16 protein-coding genes, 2 tRNA genes and 2 rRNA genes are annotated in these 20,987 nt (G+C 49.4%); 13 read left to right on the top strand and 7 right to left on the bottom strand.

All coding sequences use genetic code 11. The features are described from left to right. Both FIM25_RS07700 and rrf read left to right on the top strand, forming a co-directional pair. A 23S ribosomal RNA gene (locus FIM25_RS07700) occupies window positions 1-127 on the top strand; the annotation flags it as partial. A gap of 141 nt (window positions 128-268) precedes the next feature. Next, window positions 269-385: ribosomal RNA gene (gene rrf, locus FIM25_RS07695) — 5S ribosomal RNA — on the top strand. A gap of 201 nt (window positions 386-586) precedes the next feature. Here rrf and hrpA read toward each other — a convergent pair. Continuing rightward, on the bottom strand, window positions 587-4,582 hold the full coding sequence (gene hrpA / locus FIM25_RS07690; RefSeq protein ID WP_179953242.1) for an ATP-dependent RNA helicase HrpA: 3,996 nt from the start codon (window positions 4,580-4,582) through the stop codon (window positions 587-589). Between the two features lie 221 nt (window positions 4,583-4,803). On the opposite strand from hrpA, the gene FIM25_RS07685 reads away from it, so the two are divergent. Beyond that, window positions 4,804-5,538: a substrate-binding periplasmic protein gene (locus FIM25_RS07685; RefSeq protein ID WP_139447931.1), complete on the top strand. Its 735-nt coding sequence runs from the start codon at window positions 4,804-4,806 to the stop codon at window positions 5,536-5,538. A gap of 47 nt (window positions 5,539-5,585) precedes the next feature. On the opposite strand, the gene FIM25_RS07680 is transcribed toward FIM25_RS07685, so the two are convergent. Further along, complete coding sequence (locus FIM25_RS07680) at window positions 5,586-6,077, bottom strand: EVE domain-containing protein (protein WP_139447929.1); 492 nt, start codon at window positions 6,075-6,077, stop codon at window positions 5,586-5,588. Between the two features lie 49 nt (window positions 6,078-6,126). After that, the gene (gene leuB / locus FIM25_RS07675; RefSeq protein WP_139447928.1) at window positions 6,127-7,206 is read right to left on the bottom strand and encodes a 3-isopropylmalate dehydrogenase; all 1,080 of its coding nucleotides are present in this window, start codon (window positions 7,204-7,206) and stop codon (window positions 6,127-6,129) included. A 193-nt stretch (window positions 7,207-7,399) separates the two neighbouring features. Between leuB and FIM25_RS07670 the strand changes: the two genes are divergently transcribed. After that, window positions 7,400-7,870, top strand: coding sequence for a PilZ domain-containing protein (locus FIM25_RS07670; RefSeq protein ID WP_139447926.1), 471 nt, complete (start codon window positions 7,400-7,402; stop codon window positions 7,868-7,870). On the opposite strand, the gene FIM25_RS07665 is transcribed toward FIM25_RS07670, so the two are convergent. The 3 genes from FIM25_RS07665 to FIM25_RS07655 form a co-directional block, all read right to left on the bottom strand. Further along, a complete protein-coding gene (locus FIM25_RS07665) occupies window positions 7,821-8,660 on the bottom strand; it encodes a hypothetical protein (protein WP_139447924.1) in 840 nt (279 codons plus the stop codon). The two genes, FIM25_RS07670 and FIM25_RS07665, sit on opposite strands and share 50 nt — an antisense overlap. A gap of 249 nt (window positions 8,661-8,909) precedes the next feature. Then, window positions 8,910-9,001: transfer RNA gene (locus tag FIM25_RS07660), tRNA-Ser, on the bottom strand. 11 nt (window positions 9,002-9,012) lie between these two features. After that, window positions 9,013-9,100 (bottom strand) — tRNA-Ser (locus FIM25_RS07655). 208 nt (window positions 9,101-9,308) lie between these two features. Here FIM25_RS07655 and FIM25_RS07650 point away from each other — a divergent pair. The 7 genes from FIM25_RS07650 to mutL all read left to right on the top strand — a co-directional run bounded on the left by FIM25_RS07650 (window position 9,309) and on the right by mutL (window position 16,510). Then, window positions 9,309-9,791, top strand: a complete 483-nt coding sequence (locus tag FIM25_RS07650; protein WP_139447922.1) for a hypothetical protein — start codon at window positions 9,309-9,311, stop codon at window positions 9,789-9,791. A 120-nt stretch (window positions 9,792-9,911) separates the two neighbouring features. After that, complete coding sequence (gene argS / locus FIM25_RS07645) at window positions 9,912-11,564, top strand: arginine--tRNA ligase (RefSeq protein ID WP_139447920.1); 1,653 nt, start codon at window positions 9,912-9,914, stop codon at window positions 11,562-11,564. A 24-nt stretch (window positions 11,565-11,588) separates the two neighbouring features. After that, complete coding sequence (locus FIM25_RS07640) at window positions 11,589-12,371, top strand: SPOR domain-containing protein (protein WP_179953241.1); 783 nt, start codon at window positions 11,589-11,591, stop codon at window positions 12,369-12,371. 94 nt (window positions 12,372-12,465) lie between these two features. Beyond that, on the top strand, window positions 12,466-12,753 hold the full coding sequence (gene gatC, locus FIM25_RS07635; protein ID WP_139447916.1) for an Asp-tRNA(Asn)/Glu-tRNA(Gln) amidotransferase subunit GatC: 288 nt from the start codon (window positions 12,466-12,468) through the stop codon (window positions 12,751-12,753). A 46-nt stretch (window positions 12,754-12,799) separates the two neighbouring features. Then, entirely contained in the window at window positions 12,800-14,281 is a 1,482-nt protein-coding gene (gatA, locus tag FIM25_RS07630; protein ID WP_139447914.1) for an Asp-tRNA(Asn)/Glu-tRNA(Gln) amidotransferase subunit GatA, read from the top strand. Beyond that, the gene (locus FIM25_RS07625) at window positions 14,236-14,487 is read left to right on the top strand and encodes a hypothetical protein (RefSeq protein ID WP_139447912.1); all 252 of its coding nucleotides are present in this window, start codon (window positions 14,236-14,238) and stop codon (window positions 14,485-14,487) included. The genes gatA and FIM25_RS07625 overlap by 46 nt, the downstream gene beginning before the upstream one ends. 49 nt (window positions 14,488-14,536) lie before the next feature. Further along, the gene (gene mutL / locus FIM25_RS07620; protein WP_139447910.1) at window positions 14,537-16,510 is read left to right on the top strand and encodes a DNA mismatch repair endonuclease MutL; all 1,974 of its coding nucleotides are present in this window, start codon (window positions 14,537-14,539) and stop codon (window positions 16,508-16,510) included. Window positions 16,511-16,565: 55 nt separating this feature from the next. On the opposite strand, the gene FIM25_RS07615 is transcribed toward mutL, so the two are convergent. Then, window positions 16,566-17,288 (bottom strand): enoyl-CoA hydratase/isomerase family protein, encoded by a 723-nt coding sequence (locus FIM25_RS07615; RefSeq protein WP_139447908.1) that lies wholly within the window; start codon window positions 17,286-17,288, stop codon window positions 16,566-16,568. A 713-nt stretch (window positions 17,289-18,001) separates the two neighbouring features. Here FIM25_RS07615 and FIM25_RS07610 point away from each other — a divergent pair. Then, window positions 18,002-19,666 carry a hydantoinase/oxoprolinase family protein gene (locus FIM25_RS07610; RefSeq protein ID WP_139447906.1) on the top strand — a complete coding sequence of 555 codons (1,665 nt, stop codon included), beginning with the start codon at window positions 18,002-18,004 and terminating at the stop codon, window positions 19,664-19,666. After that, on the top strand, window positions 19,666-20,979 hold the full coding sequence (locus FIM25_RS07605) for a histone deacetylase family protein (RefSeq protein WP_139447963.1): 1,314 nt from the start codon (window positions 19,666-19,668) through the stop codon (window positions 20,977-20,979). The genes FIM25_RS07610 and FIM25_RS07605 overlap by 1 nt, the downstream gene beginning before the upstream one ends. Window positions 20,980-20,987 lie beyond the last annotated feature (8 nt).

Below are 20,987 nucleotides of genomic sequence, written 5' to 3'. Positions count from 1 at the left end.
GATTAGATATCCCCTGACGTCAAGTCAGCTAAAGACCCCTTGGAGACTACAAGGTTGATAGGCCGGGTGTGTAAGTGCAGTAATGCATGGAGCTTACCGGTACTAATCGGTCGTGAGGCTTAGCCACAATATTGGTGATCTTTGATTGCAGCAAAAGCGCTTTGGTTTTAATGAGCTTGTCATAGATAAAAAAAATAACTCGACGCATGAATGAATAAGGTATAAAAGCCTTTAGTTCTTTTTTAATACAATACATCGAAATACAATTTTCGGTGGCGATGGCGTCAAGGTCACACCCGTTCCCATCCCGAACACGGAAGTTAAGCTTGACTGCGCCGATGGTACTGCATGGGCAACTGTGTGGGAGAGTAGGACGCCGCCGGATTCTTTTAACGCCCTGCCTTCAAGGTGATTTCACCTCGAAGACAGGGCGTTTTTTATTTGATCTGATTAATTTGCCTTTCCCTGATCTTTTTATCTCCCAGAGCTGTCTCTTCGGCTCGAAAATAGTGGGTAGTGGTTTACGCTTGTCAGCGGGCACCCGTGAAGGGTACCCCTGTAGAGAAGTCTTTTCTTTTTTTAATATTTAGACAAGATTTTGAATGCGTCGTATCTGTTCTTTCAGACGTTTTGCTGAAATGGGACCAAGGGCACCTACTTCCTGCGCAAAAACAGAGACTTTGAATTCTTCTATCATCCAGAAAAGATTTTCCACTTCATTCTTTTTTTCTTCAGATACATGGGGACTCAGCTCCGAGAGGATCTCCTTCAGGGCGTTTTCATAGGGCTTTATTTCAGTCTGTTTCCGTGCATCCTTTGAAAAATCCTCCGAAGCTCTCTGGATGCGGATGACCATGGCTTTGAGGTAGCGGGGGAAATGCATTATTCTTTCCGATGAATAAAGCTTTACAAAATTTTCCGGAATCAGACGCTGCATCTCTTTATCCATTTCTTCAAGAAAAGAAATGGTTTTTGCGCCACCTTTTTTTCTGAAGGAATAAAAAATATCACGGACTTCCTGGGCCGCATAAAGTACAGGGAGTACGGCTTTTATAAGATTTTTGCCCTCTGGAATCAGGTTTTCTTTTGCCTTTGACAGGGCATCCAGAAAGGCTTTTTCGGATCGGATGTCCAGTCTTGTCATGGGGGCGCAGACAGCTTCCTTAAGATTTTGCTCAAAGGCTTCCTTTCCACTGAAATGGAGCAGGATTTCCCGGGTATCTGCAGGAAGAGTCAAATGTTTTTTGAGGTGTGCAATTTCTGATTTCAGTTCTTTTTCCAAAAGCTGTGCCATGGCTGTTTCATGGTGATAACGGGCTTCTGACCTGGATGTGAAAAGGCTTCGGCCTACTCCATTTTCCGTAATGCTAAAGGCTGTGAAAACAAGATCGCTATCCGGATTTTCTGGATCCAGACTCAGGCGTTCGGGCATTCCGTCCAGTTCCCTTATGGTTACCGGGTTCTTTTCCCATTTTTCCCGGAATATTTCCAGTTTCTTGTTTTTCCGGGTATTTTGAATGTTTTCCCTTAGAACTGACGGATCTCTTGATACTGAGAGAATTTTTCCGCTGCTGTCCGTAAGGCAAAGTCTCATGCGCAGATGGTCAGGCAGGTCGATTTCATTGAACCGGGCCGGTGCTACATCCACATTGTAACGCTGGTAGAGAAAGCGGCTTAAGGCCATGGCCAGGGGCTTGCCATCGGGCTTCAGCTCCTTTGCAATGTCCTTTGCCGTATCCGGTAGTGGAACAAGGCGTTTACGTATGATTTTAGGGAGACCTTTCAGCATAACTTCTATTTTTTCGCAAAAGAGGCCGGGAATTAGCCACTCTGTTTCATGGGGGTTGATTTCAGCAGACAGGTCAAGGGGGATCCGTACACTGATACCATCGGAATCTTCTCCCGGATTGAAAGAATAAGTGCATGGGAAAAGTTCTTTTTTACCCAGTGAGACTTTTTCCGGGAAAAGGGCTAAGATTTTTGTGTCCGTATCCCCAAAGAGCAAGTCCTTTTCCTCCATGCGCAGATAACTGTCATCTCCTTTTTTTCTTATCTCATTTAAAAGGGTTCTGATATCAAAGATGCCTGTAATTCTGGACGCGTAAAAATCAAAGATCGCATTTTCTCCGGCAAAAAGATCCCTGCGACGCAGACGGTCTTCCTTTGCAAGCACTTCTTCTAGTGTTTTTTGGTTGTGGATAAGAAAGGGTGGGAGCTGTTTCAGCTCTCCCTGAACCAGAGCGCTCTGGATAAAAATCCGTGTTGCAGTTTCAGGGTCTTCTGTGCCAAAGGGCACTGACTCCCTGTCCGTCAGGATGAGACCGTAAAGGCTGCGTCTGCGAAAGGCCATGACCCTGCCTTTGTTTTTTTCCCAGTGGGGGGCATAGAGGCTTTCACTTATCAGGCTGCCACCTGCTCCCACCACCCATAATGGATCTATGGAAGCAAGGCATCGGGCAAAAAGTCTTGATGTTTCGACCATTTCAGCAGAAACAATCCAGTCAGGATTTTTATTGAAGAGTCCGGAACCAGGGAAAATCATCACTTCCCGGTTTCTGGAAGCCAGCAGGATGTTTTTGTCTTTTCTGCGGGCAATATTGGATAAATGTCCGGTCAGGATGGCCTTATGAATGGCTTCGTATCTGGGGCTGAAGGGGCCTGAAGCATCAGGGCTTGCTTCAGGCTGCTGTGTTATTTCGGCTTTGATATCTGTCTCTTCCAGCATTTCAATAATCTGAAGGGATAAATCCCGCCATTCACGCATGCGCTTAAAAGACAGAAAATATCGTTCCGTAAATTTTTTCAAAGGGGCGATACCAAGACTGCCCCGGCTTTCTTCGATAAATTTTTTCCAGATATTTAGCAGCGTGATAAAATCGGATAGAGGATCGACAAAATTTTTCTGGGCCTGTAGTGCCTGCTGCTTTTTGTCTTCTGGTCTTTCCCTTGGGTCTACGGCCGTTATGCCAGCGGCGATAACCGCTACGTCTTCGACGCATCCGAGTTCTTCTGCTGACACAAGCATTCGGGCAATTCTTGGATCCAGAGGGATGGATGCCATTCGTTTTCCCACAGACGTCAGCTCAAAGCCTGATGTTTCTTTTTTCTGGGATTTTACTGGGCAGATGGCACCGAGTTCCTGCAGAATATCGTAACCATCCTTAATCAATCTGTCTGCGGGTCTGTCCACAAAGGGGAAGTCCCGTATGTCTCCCAGACGCAGGGCTGTCATTTTCAAAAGAACATCGGCAAGGTTGGCCCTTAGGATTTCAGGGGTGGTAAAACGTTCTCTGGCTTCATAGGACTCTTCGGAGTAAAGGCGGATACATATCCCGTTGGCAACACGGCCGCAACGTCCTTTTCTCTGATCTGCACTGGATTTTGAGATGGGTACAATGGGAAGGCTTGTGCTTCGTATACCTGGTATGTATCGAGGAACTCTGGCCACACCCGTATCCACCACGTAGCGAATCCCGGGTATGGTAAGGGAGGTTTCAGCAACGTTGGTGGCAACGACTATTTTTCTGCCGTCAGCTGGTTGAAAGACCCTGCGCTGCTGCGTACCTGTAAGGCGGGCATAGAGCGGAAGGATGACAGCCCCCTTATAATTTCGTCCGCTGAGTAGATCACATGCTTCCCGTATATCGTATTCTGTTGGCAGAAAGACAAGGATATCTCCGAATGGGCCTTCCGTCACAAGCTCATCTATGGCCCTTGCCACCTGTTCCGCAAGGGAAGGGCTGTCTTTTTCCTCTTCTTCGGGCTGGGGCTGATAGCGGACCTCAACGGGGTACATGCGGCCGGATACGGTAAGAATCGGGGCACCTGCGAAGGCTGTGGAAAATTTTTCCGTATCAATGGTGGCGGATGTGATGATGACTTTCAGGTCTTTTCTTTTCTGGGTAATACGAATGAGAAAACCCAGAAGAAAATCGATATTCAGACTGCGTTCATGGGCTTCATCGATGATCAGGGTGTCGTACTGATTCAAAAAAGGGTCCGACAGGGTTTCTGATAAAAGCATGCCATCGGTCATGAGCTTGATGATGGTATCTTGTCCGGTCTGATCACGGAAACGGACTTTACAGCCAACGGCCTGTCCCAGAGTTGTGTGCAGCTCCTCTGCTATGCGCTCGGCCACACTTAAGGCGGCAATACGGCGGGGCTGGGTGCAGCCGATGCGTCCATATTGGCCTCTGCCTGCTTCAAGGCAGAGTTTGGGGAGCTGGGTTGTCTTGCCGGAACCCGTTTCTCCGGCAATAATGACAACGGAATTATCCTGGATGGCCTTGATTATGGCGTCTTTATGGGCGGTTATGGGGAGGTTTGTGTCAAAGGAGGTCCGGGGGAGCTTCTTTTTGCGTTCATAAAAACGTTCTTTTGCTTCAGTTAGTTTTTTTTCAAGGAAGATGAGGTTCTGCTCCTGTTTTTCCTCTGGTATTTTTTTAATGTCATGACGGAAACTTCGAATTTTTTTACGAATTGTCATACGATCCGCAATAAGGGTTTCTGAAGAGGCCCTGTGTATGCGGTTCAGTCTTTTTTCTGTAGAGTTATTATTTGCTGGCTTATATGTTGACAATGTTAAGACCGCTTGTGTAGGTTAGAAGAAAAATAATTTTCTAAAACTATTGTTCAATATGGGAATGCATTTTCTTTTGAGTCTGTCCGAAGAAAGACGGGGCAAGTCTAATATAGCATTCAGGTGAAAACCAGTCTTTTTAAAGTGTAGGGTGGTAGTAAAAGAGAAAAGACCTGCAGCAAGGCCTTTGGGGCAGAAGTTTTTTTAAGATCGGATATCATATGCTGAAAAAAATATTCCTTTGTTTTTTATTATTGATTCTTATGAGGCCTGCCGGGGCAGAAGGCCCGGAAAAACTTCATGTGGGTATTCTTGATCTGCCACCCCTGTATGAAGTGGGGCCGGATGGAAAGCCAGGCGGTATTCTGATGGAATTTTTGACCAGCATACTGGATCATGCTGGATACACCTATGATATGGTCGTTTATCCACCTAGGAGGCTTTACTGGAATATTGCCCAAGGGCGGTGTCATGTTTTTCTCGGGGTAAAAAATGTTCCCGAACTGGAAGGCAGGGTTCTCTACAGTAAAAAAAATATAACAAACATTGATATGAGTGTTTATGCCTTTGGTGAGAAAAAACTTCCGGCAAAAAAAGAAGATCTTTACGGTAATAGAGTCATTGTGATCAGGGGCTACAGCTATGGCGGTTTGATTAATGAGCTTAAGGATCCTGATAATGGTGTGGAGCTGATGGAGGCATCGGATCATATCCATGCTTTTCGTCAGCTTGCTGCAGGCAGGGGTGACTATCTTCTCAATTACCGGCGTGCGGCAGAGCATGCTATGCGGGTGATGTCCATTGAAGAAGAGGTGCGGTCTTCATCCCTTGAGTTGATAGGGGTTTTTCTAAAGGTTTCAAAGCAGGTGAAGGATGCAGAAATCCTGATGCAGAAGCTGGAAGAAGCCTGGAATTTTCTTGAATCAGAAAAGGTTATTCCAGATTTTATACACTGACCCGCAGGAAAGGGAGAGTGGGCATTTTACATTCTTTTTACGCTCATTCATGCCAGTTCTGAATTTATGGGTATTTCCGCCATTTCCATAATAAGGCGGTAATGGGCAGTGGATACTGGCATAACGGAAAGCCGGTTTCCTTTTTTAAGCAGGATCATTTCCTGCATCTGAGGATCTTTCCTTAAGTTCTCAAGGAGAACAGGACTTTGAAATATGATTTTAAGGCAGAGATCCACCTGATACCAGATGGGGTTTTCCGGTGTGCTTTTGGGGTCGGGGTGGGCTGAATCCCTGTGCCATGCACTGGCATCGGGGTAGCCTTCGCGGACGACGGAACACAGGCCCACAATGGCAGGCTTTTTGATCCTGCTATGATAAAAAAGGACAGGATCTCCTTTTTTCATACCATCCCTGAGAAAGTTTCGGGCCTGATAATTGCGGACTCCATCCCAGCCCTCAGTCTGGTTTGGGCGCAGGGCCAGATCCTGAATGGAGAAGGTATCGGGTTCTGATTTTACCAGCCAGCAGTTTTCGGACATGGGGCCTCTTTAAAAAGGCAGTGGCCGGAAAGGCCACTGCCTGTGAGCATCAGGCGCTGATGCGGGCACAGATGGCATCGCCCATGCCAGCCGTGTTGACAGTTTTAGATGCGTCTTTTCCGAGATCTGCTGTGTAGATACCGTCATCAAGGGTTCTGGCTACGGCATCTTCAATGGCATCGGCAGCTTCGTTAAGGTCAAGGCTGAACCGGAGCATCATGGCAGCAGAAAGAATCTGGGCAATGGGGTTTGCAATCCCTTTGCCTGCTATGTCCGGTGCAGATCCGCCCGCAGGCTCGTAAAGACCGAATTTTTCCTCATTCAGGCTGGCAGAAGCCAGAAGCCCCATGGAGCCTGTGATCATGGCGCATTCATCGGAAAGAATATCCCCGAACATGTTGCCGCAGAGCAGTACATCGAACTGATGGGGATCTTTGACCAATTGCATGGCTGCATTATCCACGTAAATATGGGTGAGGGCCACATCTGGATAGTCTTTGGCAACCTCTGTTACCACTTCCCGCCAGAGAACCATGGTGGTCAGTACGTTGGCTTTGTCCACGCTGGCAACCCGGCATTTCCGCTTACGGGCAAAGTCAAAGGCCATGCGGGCAATGCGTTCGATTTCATAGCGGGAATAGACCATGGTGTCATAGGCTTTTTCTTCGGAACCGCTGCCCTCTCTGCCCTTGGGTTGGCCGAAGTATATATCTCCTGTGAGTTCCCGGACACAGAGAATGTCAAACCCGTCTTTGACAATATCTGGCCGAAGGGGGCTTGCTGCTGTGAGGGAAGGAAAAATTTTTGCAGGCCTTAGGTTGCAGTAAAGGCCAAAATGTTTACGTAAAGGGAGAAGGGCTGCCCTTTCCGGCTGTTGGGCAGGGGGGAGATGTTCCCACTTGGGTCCGCCTACGGAGCCGAAGAGGACAGCGTCGGCCCATTCACAGGTTTCAAGGGTGGACTGGGGCAGGGCTTCACCATGGTTGTCAATGGCGGCACCGCCGACATCGGCCTGCCTGTATTCCAGTGAAAAACCAAATTTTTTCTGGACGGCATCCAGAACCTTGATGGTTTCATGCATAACTTCCGGACCAATACCGTCTCCGGCAAGGATGGCAATTTTTTTCAAAGGGTTTCTCCTTAATTACAGCTTTTATGGATATAGTGAAAAGAAGCAGACTTTTTATACTTGGATTTTCTTTATCAGACTGTGCCTTTATTGCCAAGATTTTCCCTTTCGGTATGCCTGTCTTTGTTAATTTGGAAAGAAAAATCTGTTTTCATTTACAATGCATGCTGGATAGCATGAAAAAAGGTGAGATATGGAAAAATATAAGAAGCCGGAAAAAGATAACCTGGCAAATGTTACACAACGGCTTGTGCATCATATTCTGGGCATGAGTTATGATGAGCGCAGGGATCTTTTGCTCAGGTTGGAGAGCGGCGATGTGGAGAAGCAGCAGGAAAAGAGGAAAGGCCCACGTATTCCCTATCTGGCAGAGGTAGACTTTGTTGTGGAAGAAAGGGCTTACAGGGGCATGATTTTGGATATATCTGAAGATGGTGCAAGGATTGCTGCATGTGATATTCCTCCTGCGGGGGCAGAAGTTCGCATGGCTTTTCCCCTGCCCGGTTCCAGGACGGCCCATGTCCGCATGACCGGCCTTGTGGTTCGGGATGCGGACATGGATTTTGGCGTCGCTTTTAACAGGGGGCTGAATCCGGATCTGCAGCGTTATGATATCAAGATTCTTGGCCCCCATGATCTGAAGAAGAATTTCCCGGAGTCTTAGTCTTGCGGGTTCCTCCCATGGTATCGATGGAGTCGGGGGGCAGCTGGATAGGTGGTTTTGAGGTTGCTTTAAGTTTTTTAATCCCGGGCGGCAGGAGTTCAGCTTGATGGGGTGGATAGGAGGGGGTTGTGACAACTTCTCCGTCCTGATTGATGACAGTGTCGTCTTCAAGGATCACCAGCCCGAGGCGTTTGACAACCTCATTTTTATATTGATGGCGGAAGGTGATGGCCTTTTTCTGGAGCTTGTAATTGAGAACCATCCAGAGAATGGCAAAGATGGTGCCTACAAGGAGGAGTACGCCCAGTGAAATGAGAAGGTACTGTGCTGATTTTTCACCAAAACGTGCGATAAAGGCAAATATATCTTCAACTTTATAGACAATGCCGGCTCCCAGTCCAAGGAGAACAAGGATAAAGAGAAAGGGTAGCTGGCGAACTGTTCTAAGAAAAGCCTGTATGCGCAGGGTGGTTTTGCTGGCGTCCGGATCTCCTGCAAAGGCATCTTCATCATAGAGGGGGTTCTGGCCATAGAGATATTTATTGAATCCGACAACAAAAATACCCAAAAGGAAGGTGATGGCTACGGGAATAATAAAGGCAGCAAAAAAATAGGATTTCCATGGGAAGCTGCTGCTTTCCGGTCCCAGTTGTCCTATGAAGGAGACAAAGAAAATGACAGCCTCAACAATACCGATAAAGATCAGATAGTTTTTAAGAAAATGTTTGATTTCAGAATGGTTGAAAAGGGAAGCTATACCTTTGTGTTCCGGGGTCTGTGGGTCATTCATATATTTTTCTCCGTAAAAATCCGGTTGTCTGCCTTTTTTTCATGCAGGCAGATGGTCTTCTTAAAAAAAATGAATTTTAGCCATCGGATTCAGGCTTTTCAATCTTTAAATTCAAAAAGAGCTTTGTTTTATGCTTCGGGCCCTTTCTGACTTCAGGCTTATTGCCCTGTTTCCTGCAATATAAAAAAGGGAGCTGCCGCATTCGACACTCCCTTTTCTTTTATATCTATTTCTCTTGGATTTATTAAGTGGCGGAGAGAGAGGGATTCGAACCCTCGATGCGCTTTTGACGCATACACGCTTAGCAGGCGTGCGCCTTCAGCCGACTCGGCCATCTCTCCGTATAACTTCGTGGCGGAGGAGGTAGGATTCGAACCCACGGAGCTTTGACACTCAACGGTTTTCAAGACCGCCGCCTTCAGCCACTCGGCCACTCCTCCAGCAACGGGTAGAAGAGATAGCATTAAGGAATGCTTCTGGTCAATGATTTTTTACGCATAAAAGAACTGGTATGTATGGTATGAAGGGGTTGGAAAATTATTCGGCAAAGGCCTTTGTTGACAGACAGGAGTGAGCGTCTATAATATAAAAGTTTTATTTTGCCTTCCCACACCGGATCCGAAAGAGTCGGACCTGAAGGAGATTTCGATGAAGCAGAAGTATATTTTATCCAGGGATGCAGAAAATTCCCTGATCGTTAAGGAATACGCCGAGCTGGAAACTGGTATTTTTTCTCTGCTCTGTGAGGAAAATTTTACATCAGAAACCGTGGAAGCCGCCATTGAAGCTGGAAAAGAGTTTCTGGTGAATGCATTGCGGACCCACAACATGTATCCTCCTGCTGGTTTTGCAGAGCCCATTGCCGATGCTGTGATCTCTCTTTTTAAAGATGGAGAGGACCGCAGGGAGCTTTTGTTTGATGACATGGATTTTATTTCCAGGGAGCAGGATCTGTCCGCCAGTTATGAGAGTGATGAGGATTCCGCTGACCTCATTGATGATCTTCTGGACGATGATGTTGAAGAAGATGCCTACACTGATGATGATCTGGACGGGCTGGATGAAAAGGATAAGAAAGGCAGCATTATTAAGCTTGCCGATGATGATGGTGGTGTAGATATAGACATTTGATGCAGGGTATTTTCTGCTTGCATCGGGCGGTGCCGGATGTCCTGATTATTGAGGACTCCGGCATCCCGCTTTGTCGGCCCTGAAAACGTCGCTTGAATTTTTTTTGAAAGTCATAAGCCTATGAAAGATCATTTAAGAGCCATGATTGAAAAGGCCATAGAACGGGCCTTTGGTGCAGGAAGTCTCGTATCCCTTGAGTTTCCGGCCTTTGATATAGAAGTTCCGAGAGTCGAGGCCCACGGAGATTTTTCTGTCAACATTGCCATGGTCGGGGCTAAAACCCAGAAAATGCCCCCCCGTAAAATTGCGGAAATTCTCCTTTCCCACATCGAAGATGATTCAGGCATTCTGGGAAAAACAGAAATAGCGGGTCCGGGATTCATTAATTTTTATTTGAAACCTTCTGCATGGCTGCCCATTGTTCAAAGGGTACTTGGGGCAGGTGAGACCTTTGGCCGGGTGGATGACGGTAAAGGCCGCCGGGTTCAGGTGGAGTTTGTCAGTGCCAATCCCACAGGTCCTTTGCATGTGGGCCATGGGCGTGGTGCCGTGGTCGGGGATGCCATGGCCGATATTCTTTCCGCCTGCGGTTACGAGGTTGAAAAAGAATATTATATCAATGATTCCGGCAGACAGATCCGTACCCTTGGTAACTCCGTATGGCTGCGCCTGAAGGAGATTCGTGGTGAATCTCTGGAATTTCCTGAGGACTGCTATCAGGGCGATTATATCAGGGAGCTGGCCCTTGAGGCTAAGGATCGTTTTCCTGAACTGGCCGGAGCAGACGATGAAAAGGGTGTTGCCCTCTGTGCCCGTTTTGCAGCAGACAGTATCCTTGGTGGTATCAGGGAAGACCTTGAAGCCTTTGGTGTGGTGCATGATAAGTGGTTCAGTGAGCAGAGCCTCTATGATACGGGTGTAGTGGATACGGTGCTGAAAGATCTTGAATCTTCCGGTGTTGTCTATGAAAAGGATGGGGCCAAATGGTTTAAGACCACTGACTGGCAGGATGAAAAGGACAGGGTGGTGGTTCGTAACAACGGGATTACCACTTATTTTGCATCGGACATTGCTTATCATAAAAACAAATATGAGAGGGGCTTTGACCGGGTGATTGATGTCTGGGGTGCGGATCACCATGGCTATATCAAGCGGATCAAGGCGGCTGTGGGGGCAACGGGTACGGATCCTGAGCGTTTTCAGGTGATACTGGTTCAGCTTGTGGCCCTTCTACGCAATGGTCAGCCTGTGGCCATGAGTACAAGGTCCGGGGAGTTTGAAACCCTGAAGGCTGTGGTTGATGAGGTTGGAAAGGATGCTGCCCGCTTCTTTTTCCTGATGCGCAGCTATGAAACATCCTTAGATTTTGATCTGGAGCTGGCAAAGAAAAAGAGCAATGATAATCCTGTGTTTTATGTGCAGTATGTACATGCCCGCATTGCCAGTATCCTGCGGAAGGCGGCCGATGAAAATATCCATGAAGATATGGAAAAACTTTTCCTGCTTCAGGAACCAGAAGAAATTGCTCTGATGAAGCATATGGCACGTTTTCCTGAAACCATTGCCTTAAGCGGTGCCAATCTGGAGCCCCACAGGGTTCCTTTTTATCTCATGGAACTGGCATCGGCATTCCATACATATTATAACCGTCATAAGGTTCTTTCTGGGGATGCTGCATTGTCTTCGGCAAGGCTGGTGCTGATCCGGTCTGTGCAGCAGGTAATCCGCAATGGTCTTGTTCTTCTGGGGATTTCTGCACCTGAAGAAATGTAGCGCATGCGTGAAGGAGCAGAAGGCATGTCCCGGAATTCTCAGAAAGAAGAGAAAAAAGAAGGTCGCCAGCCTTTGGAAATAAGTAAAAACCGGGAGTGGATGTTATTTGTGTTTTTTGTCTCTGTATCCATGTTTGTCCTTGGGATTATGGTGGGAAGAGGAACCTCGCCAGTCACCTTTGATATTCCTGATATGGAAGCCCGCTTGCAGACTTTTTTTGCAAAAGAGCAGCAAAGGCCTGTGAATGAGGTTCCGGAGCTGACTTTTTTTGAATCCCTGAAGCATACAGAAGTACTGCAGCTGGAAGATCTGCCCGTTAAGATGCCACGATTTGATGGAGATAAGGAGCCTATGCCTCCTCAGCCCCTGATGATGGCAGAGTCTGCTTCTTTTAGGACACCAGCTAAGCCTGAAGAAAGTCCTTCTGCACAAAGGGAAAGCAGGGATATGGAACCCCTGAGTGCGAGAATTGCGCCGGTAGCGCAGAAGCCGGAAGAAAAAACGCTGCCTGCTGTATCCAGACAGCAGGCAAGGACATCCGCAACTCCTTTATCTTCGCCGGTGCCTGGAAATGAAGCTTATACAATTCAGGTGGCAGCCATGAAAAATCCCGAGGATGCAGCCCGCATGGTACAGCAGTTTCGGGAACAGGCCTTTGATGCCTATGTTGTTGCGGGAACAGATGAGGTGGGTGGTATCTGGTACCGGGTTCGTGTGGGGCGTTTTGTCAGCAGGGATGCTGCCCGGCCTGTGCTGGGCCGTCTTGAGTCAGAGAGGGTGAACGGTTTTGTCCTTCGTATGGATTGAGGGTTAAGCGCCTTGTCCGTTTTTCTGCTCATTTGTGGATCAGTTTTTTTAGATGTGTGATCAAACAATGATATTTTTTGGGGAAAGAATCCTGATGAAAATTTCAAAGGAAGAAATTTTACATGTGGCAGGCCTTGCCCGTCTGCATATGGAAGAAGGGGAGATGGAGCGTATGTCCACCCAGCTTGGGACCATTCTGGCCTATGTGGACACCCTGAAGGAAGTGGATACGGAAGGTGTGGCTCCCATGTCCCATGCCGTTCATCTGGTCAATGCCATGCGGGAGGACAAGGTCGGTGAACATCTTGGTGTGGATCTTGCTCTGTCCGGTACAGAGGAAAAAGAAGACGGACATTTTCTGGTTCCGAAAATTGTGGGCTGAGTCCAGATGATAGAAAAGGCACAACCCTTTCCATAAGGAGAAAAATATGAGCCTCACCAAGGGCCTTTATATACACGAAGCACGAAAGCATCTGGATGCCGGAGATTTTACAGCCGAAGAACTGACCCGGCAGACACTGGATGCCATTTCTGAAATTGATCCCCTGATAAACAGTTATATTACAGTGGCACAGGAGTCGGCCATGGCAGAGGCACGTCTTGCCGATGAAAGGATCCGTAAAGGCGAAGCCGGAGCTTTGACGGGAATTCCTCTGGGTCTTAAGGATCTGATCCTTACAAAGGGTATAGCTACTACCTGTGCTTCCCGTATGCTGGAAAATTTTGTTCCTCCCTATAACGCTACAGTTGCGGAAAAACTTAATGCCGCAGGTGCTGTGATGACGGGTAAGCTTAATATGGATGAGTTTGCCATGGGGTCTTCCAGCGAGACTTCCTGGTTCGGACCCGTAAAAAATCCATGGAACCTGTCCCATATTCCCGGCGGTTCATCCGGTGGCAGTGCTGCTGCCGTGGCCGCAGGGCTTTGTTTGGGATCTCTGGGAACGGATACGGGAGGTTCCATCCGCCAGCCTGCGGCCCATTGCGGTGTGGTGGGTCTGAAGCCGACCTATGGCCGGGTATCCCGCTATGGCGTAGTAGCCTTTGCCTCTTCCCTGGATCAGGTGGGACCCATGGCAAGGAGTGTTGAAGACTGTGCCATGCTTCTTCAGGCTATTGCAGGCTATGATCCCAAAGACAGCACTTCTGTCAATGTAGCGGTTCCGGATTATAGATCTCTTCTGTCAAGGGATCTTAAGGGGCTTACCATTGGACTTCCCGTGGAGTACCATGGTGCCGAAGGTGTAAAACCTGAAATCCGTTCGGCCATCGGAGAAGCGGTGCGTGTGCTGGAAGCCTGCGGAGCAAAAACAGTAGAAGTTCGCCTTCCCCACATGGCCTATGCGGTGGCGGCCTATTATGTGGTGGCGTCCAGTGAGGCCAGTACCAACCTGGCCCGGTTCGATGGTATCCGCTATGGTTACAGGACCCCTGAAGCGGCCAATCTTCTGGAGCTTTACGAAAAATCCCGTTCCGAAGGTTTTGGGGAGGAAGTCAGACGCCGCATCCTCATCGGCACCTATGCCCTGTCTTCGGGATACTATGATGCTTATTACAACAAGGCCCTGAAGGTGCGTGCCCTCATTGCAAAGGATTTTACGGATGCCTTTGCAGGGTGTGATTTGATTGCAGCCCCTGTAACACCGGCTCCGGCCTTTGGGCTGGGTGAGATTGTGGATGATCCTCTTACCATGTATCTCGCCGATATTTTCACCCTTTCAGCAAACCTTGCAGGAATTCCCGGCATGTCCGTTCCCTGTGGTTTTACGGAAAAGGGCCTCCCCATGGGTCTTCAGCTTCTCGGCAAACCCTTTGATGAGGGCAGTCTTTTAAAGGCAGCATATGCCTATGAAAAGGAAGCCGCATGGGACAGAGGGCTTGCAGCTCCTGCAGCAGGTCCGGACTTGTGAGTACTGTGGCAGCAAGTCCTGCCATCAAACGGGCCTGTGAATGGATTGCCGGAGAACAGGGGAGCCAAAGCGGGGATTCGGCGGGTAAACTTGTCATGATGGCGGCCCAGAGATTTGATCTTTCTCCCTTTGAGGCGGAATTTCTGCTGAGGCTTGTGCATAAGGCAAAGAGCGAAGGGGCAAAACCAGCCTGTTTCGATATCTGAAGTCAATGAAAGGAAGGCCCTGGTGTCTTCCTTTTTTTATGGGAATTTTATGTCCAAGATCCGAGTATTGCCTGACATTCTTTCCAACAAAATTGCCGCAGGCGAGGTGGTGGAGCGTCCGGCTTCCGTTGTGAAGGAGCTTGTGGAAAACAGCCTGGATGCGGGCAGCACCAGCATTGAGGTAGCCATAGAAAGGGGCGGGCTTGCGGGTATCCGGGTGTCCGACAATGGTCATGGCATGGGAGCAGATGATGCCATGTTGTCCCTTGAGCGTTATGCCACAAGCAAGCTTTTAACCGATGCGGATCTTTTTTCCATCCGAACCTTAGGATTTCGGGGTGAAGCTTTGCCAAGTATGGCTTCCGTTTCCCGTTTTGAGCTTGTCAGCCGGGAGCAGGACGCTCCTTCCGGTGTGCGCATAGTGGTGGAAGGAGGGCGGATTCTGGATGTTACGGAAACGGGTGCTGCACCGGGTACTGTTATTTCCGTAAAAAATCTTTTTTTCAATGTTCCTGCCCGCAGAAAATTTCTGAAAACGGAAAATACGGAGATGGGGCACATAGCCGATATTCTGCTTTCCGTTTCTCTGGGTTTTCCAGATGTGCAGTTCCGGCTTCTTCACAATGGCCGTGTGCTGAGGCATCTTGCCGGAGGTGATGCCTTTGTCCGGGCCGTGGATGTGCTGGGAAAGGAAGTGGAAAACCATCTTTTCCCAGTGGAGCATCGGGGGGCTGGAATCAGGGTAAGTGGCTGGGTGGCATCCCCGGATATTTCCCGAAGTACTACCCAGCGGATCTATCTTTATGTGAATGGCCGTCATGTCCGGGACAGGTCTGTATATAAGGCCCTTTTTGAGGGGTATAAGGGCCGGATGATGACGGGCCGCTACCCTGTGGCCATTTTATTTTTGGATGTGGATCCTGACCGGGTGGACGTGAATGTGCATCCCACCAAGCATGAGGTGAGGTTTGCCGACGGCAGGGCGGTGTGGGCTGCCGTGCGGGATGGTGTGGCTTTGGCACTGACGGGGGAGGACAATCGTAAATGGCAGGTTTCTTCAGTCTCTCGCAGGGAGAGTCTGGAAGAAGTCAGGAATATTGTTGCCACCCACGGCGCTGTTTCTTCAAGGCATGGTGAAGGTCTCGGCCCACTTTCCGGAGAGAATGTGTCAGGAAATGATCTTAAGGATGGGGCAGGGTCTGCATCTTCTTTTTCTGCAGAGGCAGCCCCTTTGGCCGGTGAAATAGTGAGGGAGTCCGCAGAATCTGGAGATCCGGGCCATGCATTTTCTCCGGAAGCCATGTTTTCCGGGAAGGAAGAACAGAGGGAAGAGGCAGGTGAAATCCGGCAGGAAAGGCCCCGGTTTTCCGGTCAAGGGGGCAGTCCCGGTGTTTTTTCTGCACAGGACCCGCAGGGAAGACTTTGGGAGAAAAAGGAATTTTATTCGGAACTGAAGATTATAGGTCAGCTCCATAATACCTATATTCTCTGTGAGTCCGACGCTGGGCTGGTAATGGTGGATCAGCATGCGGCCCATGAGCGGGTGCGCTATGAAGCCTTGAGACGACGCCATGAAAAGGGCAAAGGTCTTTCCCAGCAGCTTTTGATTCCCCAGGTGGTGGAGCTTGGTTTCCGTGAAACGGATCTGGCCTGGGAGCTGCTGCCGTTAATGGAGGCTCTGGGGTTATATGTGGAGCCCTTTGGTGGTAATTCCTTTGTGATCAAAGCGGTTCCTGACCTTCTCTCCCACGGGGATCTGGGTCAGGTGTTTGCGGATACGGTTGCAGAGATGGTGGCGGAGGGGCATACAGAAAGCTATGTGGAAGCAGTGGATCAGTGCCTGATTCTCATGGCCTGTCATTCGGCCATCCGGGCCAATCAGGCACTGAAGCCCGAAGAGATCCGTCATCTTTTCCATGAACTGGATGCCTGTGCCCAGCCTTCCCGGTGTCCCCACGGCAGACCCATCTGGATCCAGTGGGAAAAACGCTTTCTGGAAAAAAGTTTTGGCAGGGTGGGATAAAAAACGGACACCGCAAGTGTTTTTCGTGATGTCCGTTTTATTTTATTATACCGAATCAGTCCGCAATGAAGAGGGCCAGAGATTCAATCACAGGCTTGTCTTCAACATCCATGATTTCAATGATTTCTTTGTGCAGGCGTTTTTTATGCTCGCCAAAGATGCCCCGCTTTTTGTGGAAGGTTTTGGCAAAGGCCACGGATTCAGTCATAAGGCTTTCCAGATTGTCGCAGGCCTTGGAGATCACATGATCTGCTTCCAGCTCAGCAGCACCTGCCCGCTTGCCCGTGAGTTTCATTTCGTTGAATTTGTAGTAGGGTACGGATTTTTTGCAGAAGGCGATCATGCCGGGCAAAAATGGAATGCCCAGATCCACTTCCGGGAAGCAGAAATATCCCCGGTCGGCACGCATGAAGCGGAAGTCACAGGCACAGCTAAGGATGGCTCCGTTACCAAAGGCATGGCCGCTGATGGCGGCAATGGTGGGTACGGGAACGGTGAGAAGTTTGGCAAAGACCTCATTCATTTTGTACATGAAATCTTTCATGGCCTGATAATCCTGTTCATTCTGTCTGCCGAACATCCACTCAATGTCCACGCCCTGGCTGAAGTTTTTGCCATCATTTCCTGTAAGAACAATGGCTTTTACTTCCGCATCCGCAAGGGCTTCATCAATGGCAGCACACATTGCCTTGCCGAATTCAAGATTGTGGCGGTTTTCACCGCTGTTCATGCGGATGATGGCAACGGACTCGTCTTTTTCCCACTCAACAATGGCCATGGGTATCTCCTGAAAGTTGCGGGGCATTTGCCCCTTTGTTGTTGAATTTTTAGGGACAGATAAACGGATCTGCCCTTTTTGAAAATCCCTTTGTCTTCTCAGGCATAGTTCAAATAGTCTTTCTTGACAAGGGTCGGACGCAGGGATTTTAAAATTTGTATGCAAAAGAATGCCAAGGTGTCCAGGGTCTCGCTGATACGGTTCTGAAAGGATTTTTTTAAAAGGATGTTTTTTTGTAATTGTTCAGCACAGTTTTTTTAGTACGATACCTGCCAGACAGATGCACAGGCACCCAGGCTATTTGCCTGTGACGCAATCTTATTCGGGATCTTCTTGCCCTGTGCGGAAGCGGCAAAAACTCGCCGCCACAGGCAGGATAATCTTTTTGATTACCATGGCAGGCTTAGACACGCTGCCTTTGTGGCGGCTCAGACAGTTTGCCGCTTCTTTCGCACAGGCCTTCGAAGCTCTGATCCGAAACGATTGCAACGTCACCTGCAAATAGCCAAGGTGCCTTGCAATAATACGAAACTGCTGCAATTGCAGCATTGTATTTTCAAAATAAACTGTGCTGAACAGTTACGTTTTTTCATGTATCGGATGACTCTGAATTGACAGGCCATGGCCATATTGGGTAGCCTGATTTTTCATATGAATGGATGCTTTTTTGATATCCTGACAGTTTTTCCTCTCTTTTTAACAAAGGAGGTTCCATGATTATCGGACTGGATGTGGGCGGTACCCATACGGATGTGGTACTGCTGGGCCCGGAAGGGGTTCTGGCAAGGACCAAGGAGGTTACGGATCAGGAGAATCTTGTGGATACGGTTCTCAGGGGTGTGGACGGGGTGCTGGGTGACATTGACCCAGGTAAAATTACCCGTGTGGTTCTCTCCACCACCCTTACCACCAACAGCGTTATCCGTAACACCCTTACACCCGTGGGTATGGTGGTGGCCGCAGGGCCGGGAATGGATCCGGAACTTCACGCCATCGGCCCTTCCTTTCATGTGGTAAAGGGCGCACTGGATCACAGGGGGGCAGAGATTGCTGCACTGGATAAGGAAGCAGTCAAAAAGGCTTTTGCCCTTATCAGGGAAAAGGGTATCAGGGCTATTGGTCTTGTAACCAAGTTTTCCGTTCGCAATCCTTCCCATGAAGAGGTCATTGAAAAGGCGGCCAAGGGGCTTTTTGATACGGTTTTCTGCGGTCACAGGCTTTCCGGGGTGCTGAATTTCCCCCGCCGTATTGCTTCCTGCTGGCTGAATGCAGGGGTTCATGATGCTTTTTCTTCCTTTAGTAAGGCTGTGAAGGAGGCTTTTCAGGCAAGGGGGATCATAGCGCCTGTGCATGTGCTTAAGGCGGACGGTGGCACCTTTTCTCTGGATGCGGCATTGGAATGTCCCGGAGAAACGGTACTTTCCGGGCCTTCGGCCAGTGTGATGGGAGCCATTCCCCATGCCCCTTCCGCTAAAGATGTACTGGTGCTGGACATTGGTGGCACCACCACGGATATGGCCGTTCTCATAGATAAGGTTCCTGTGCTGGAGCCCCTGGGTGCGGAAGTGGGCGGCGTGAAAACCCTTTTCAGGGCTTTAAAAAGTGTGAGCATCGGCCTGGGCGGAGACTCAGAGCTTAAGCTTAAAGGAAAAGAGCTTCTCATCGGGCCGGACAGAAAAGGTCCTGCCCTCTGCCTTGGCGGACCCGTTCCCACACCCACGGATGCCATGGCCGTTCTCGGTTTTTTTGAAGGTGGTGACAGGGCAGCGGCCCTTAAGGGCATGGAAACCCTTGGCAGGGACCTTGGCATGGAAACGGAGGCGGTTTCCCGCTTTGTGCTGAAAAGCCTTTGCGAAAAAATCCGGGATGCGGCCTTTTCCATGGTGGATGGCATCAATGCAAGGCCAGTTTATACCCTCCATGAAATGCTGGAAGGCTATGTTGTAAAGCCCGAAGCCCTGCTTGTTATGGGTGGCCCGGCCGCGGTGCTGGCTCCCGGTTTGGGTGAGGCCTGCGGTCTTGAATCCAGTGCCGTTCCGGACTGGGGGGTGGCCAATGCCATTGGTGCGGCCCTTGCCCGTACCACCTGTGCCGTGACTGTGCTTGCGGATACCCAGCGGGGTTTTGTGCGGGCCCCGGAAGAAGGGTATTCTGCTGAAGCACCCATTGCCTTTAATATGGATGATGCCATCGCCCTTGCCAAAAAACTGGTCCGGGAAAAGGCCTTGCGCCTGGGGGCGGATGTAAAAGGGCTTGAGGTGGAAGTGCTGGAAGCTCAGGAGTTTTCCATGATGCGGGGCTACCGCCGTGCTGGCAGAAACATAAGGGTCCGGGCTCAGGTGAAGCCGGGTCTGATCCGGAATGGGGGGATAGTATGATGCTGAAGGCAAAAAGCAAGATAGGACTGGTTTTTTTTCCAGCCTTTGACTGGGCCATAGATCCTAGCCATCCGGAGCGGGAAGAGCGTCTTCTTTATACCCAGGATCAGATTTTTGAAGAAGGCCTCATGGATATTGATGGCATTCAGGAATTCAAGCCGGATCTCGTGACGGATCAGGATATACAGAGGGCCCATTTCTGCGTGCCGGACGAGCCTACGGTTACCACCAGCAGCCACTATGTATCCGCAGGCGGGGCTAAAACCATGGCAAGGGAGCTGATGGAAGGCCGCATAGAAAAGGGTTTTGCCCTCGTTCGTCCGCCGGGTCATCATGCCATGCGGGTGGTGCACGGGGGCAGGGGATTCTGCAACATCAACATTGAAGCTATCATGGTGGAATATCTGCGCAGCCAGTGGGGTGTTAAGCGCATTGCCATTGTGGATACGGACTGTCACCACGGAGACGGCACTCAGGATATTTACTGGCATGATCCGGATGTGCTGTTTATTTCCCTGCATCAGGATGGCCGTACCCTGTATCCGGGTTCGGGTTTCATGGAGGAGCTGGGTGGACCCAATGCCGCAGGCTATACGGTGAATATTCCCCTGCCGCCCCACACCTCGGAGGAGGGCTATCTTTACACAGTTGAAAATGCGGTGATGCCCATACTCGATGATTTCAAGCCGGACCTCATCATTAACTCAGCAGGTCAGGATAATCATTATACAGACCCCATAACCAACATGAATTTCACGGCTCAAGGCTATGCAAAACTGACGGAGATTTTAAATCCCCACATTGCCGTGCTGGAAGGGGGGTATTCCATTGAGGCGGCCCTTCCCTATGTGAATGCTGGCATTATCCTTGCCATGGCGGGCCTTGATTACAGCCATGTGCTGGAGCCGGATTATAATCCCGCTGTTCTTAAGGAATCGAAGGAAACCCTTCAGTATATCCACAAGCTTTGTGACCGGGTGATGGATCAGTGGAGCCGCAGAGGTCCGGAACTTTCACAGAAGGTATTCGGGAAAAAGGAATTCCATGAAAGATCCCGCTCCATTATGTATGATACGGACGGCATCTATGAGGGGCAAAAGGAAATTCTCCGGTCCTGCTCGGACTGCGCCGGGTCTTTTCGCATTGAAAGCAAGTCTGACCGGGACTGGCGTATCATAGGCGTGCATATACCTTTGAATGCCTGTCCTGCCTGCAAGGCACAGGGAGAAGAGTGGTACGAAAAGGCCGCCGGTGCGGACAAGGCCTATCTGCAGGATCGCAGTCGGGATCTTTATCTGAAAAAATCACTGTAAGGAGTGAC

Source organism: Desulfobotulus mexicanus, assembly GCF_006175995.1.
GTDB lineage: Bacteria > Desulfobacterota > Desulfobacteria > Desulfobacterales > ASO4-4 > Desulfobotulus > Desulfobotulus mexicanus.
Note: the sequence above shows the minus strand (reverse complement) of the source record. Positions and strands in the feature narration are given on the sequence as shown.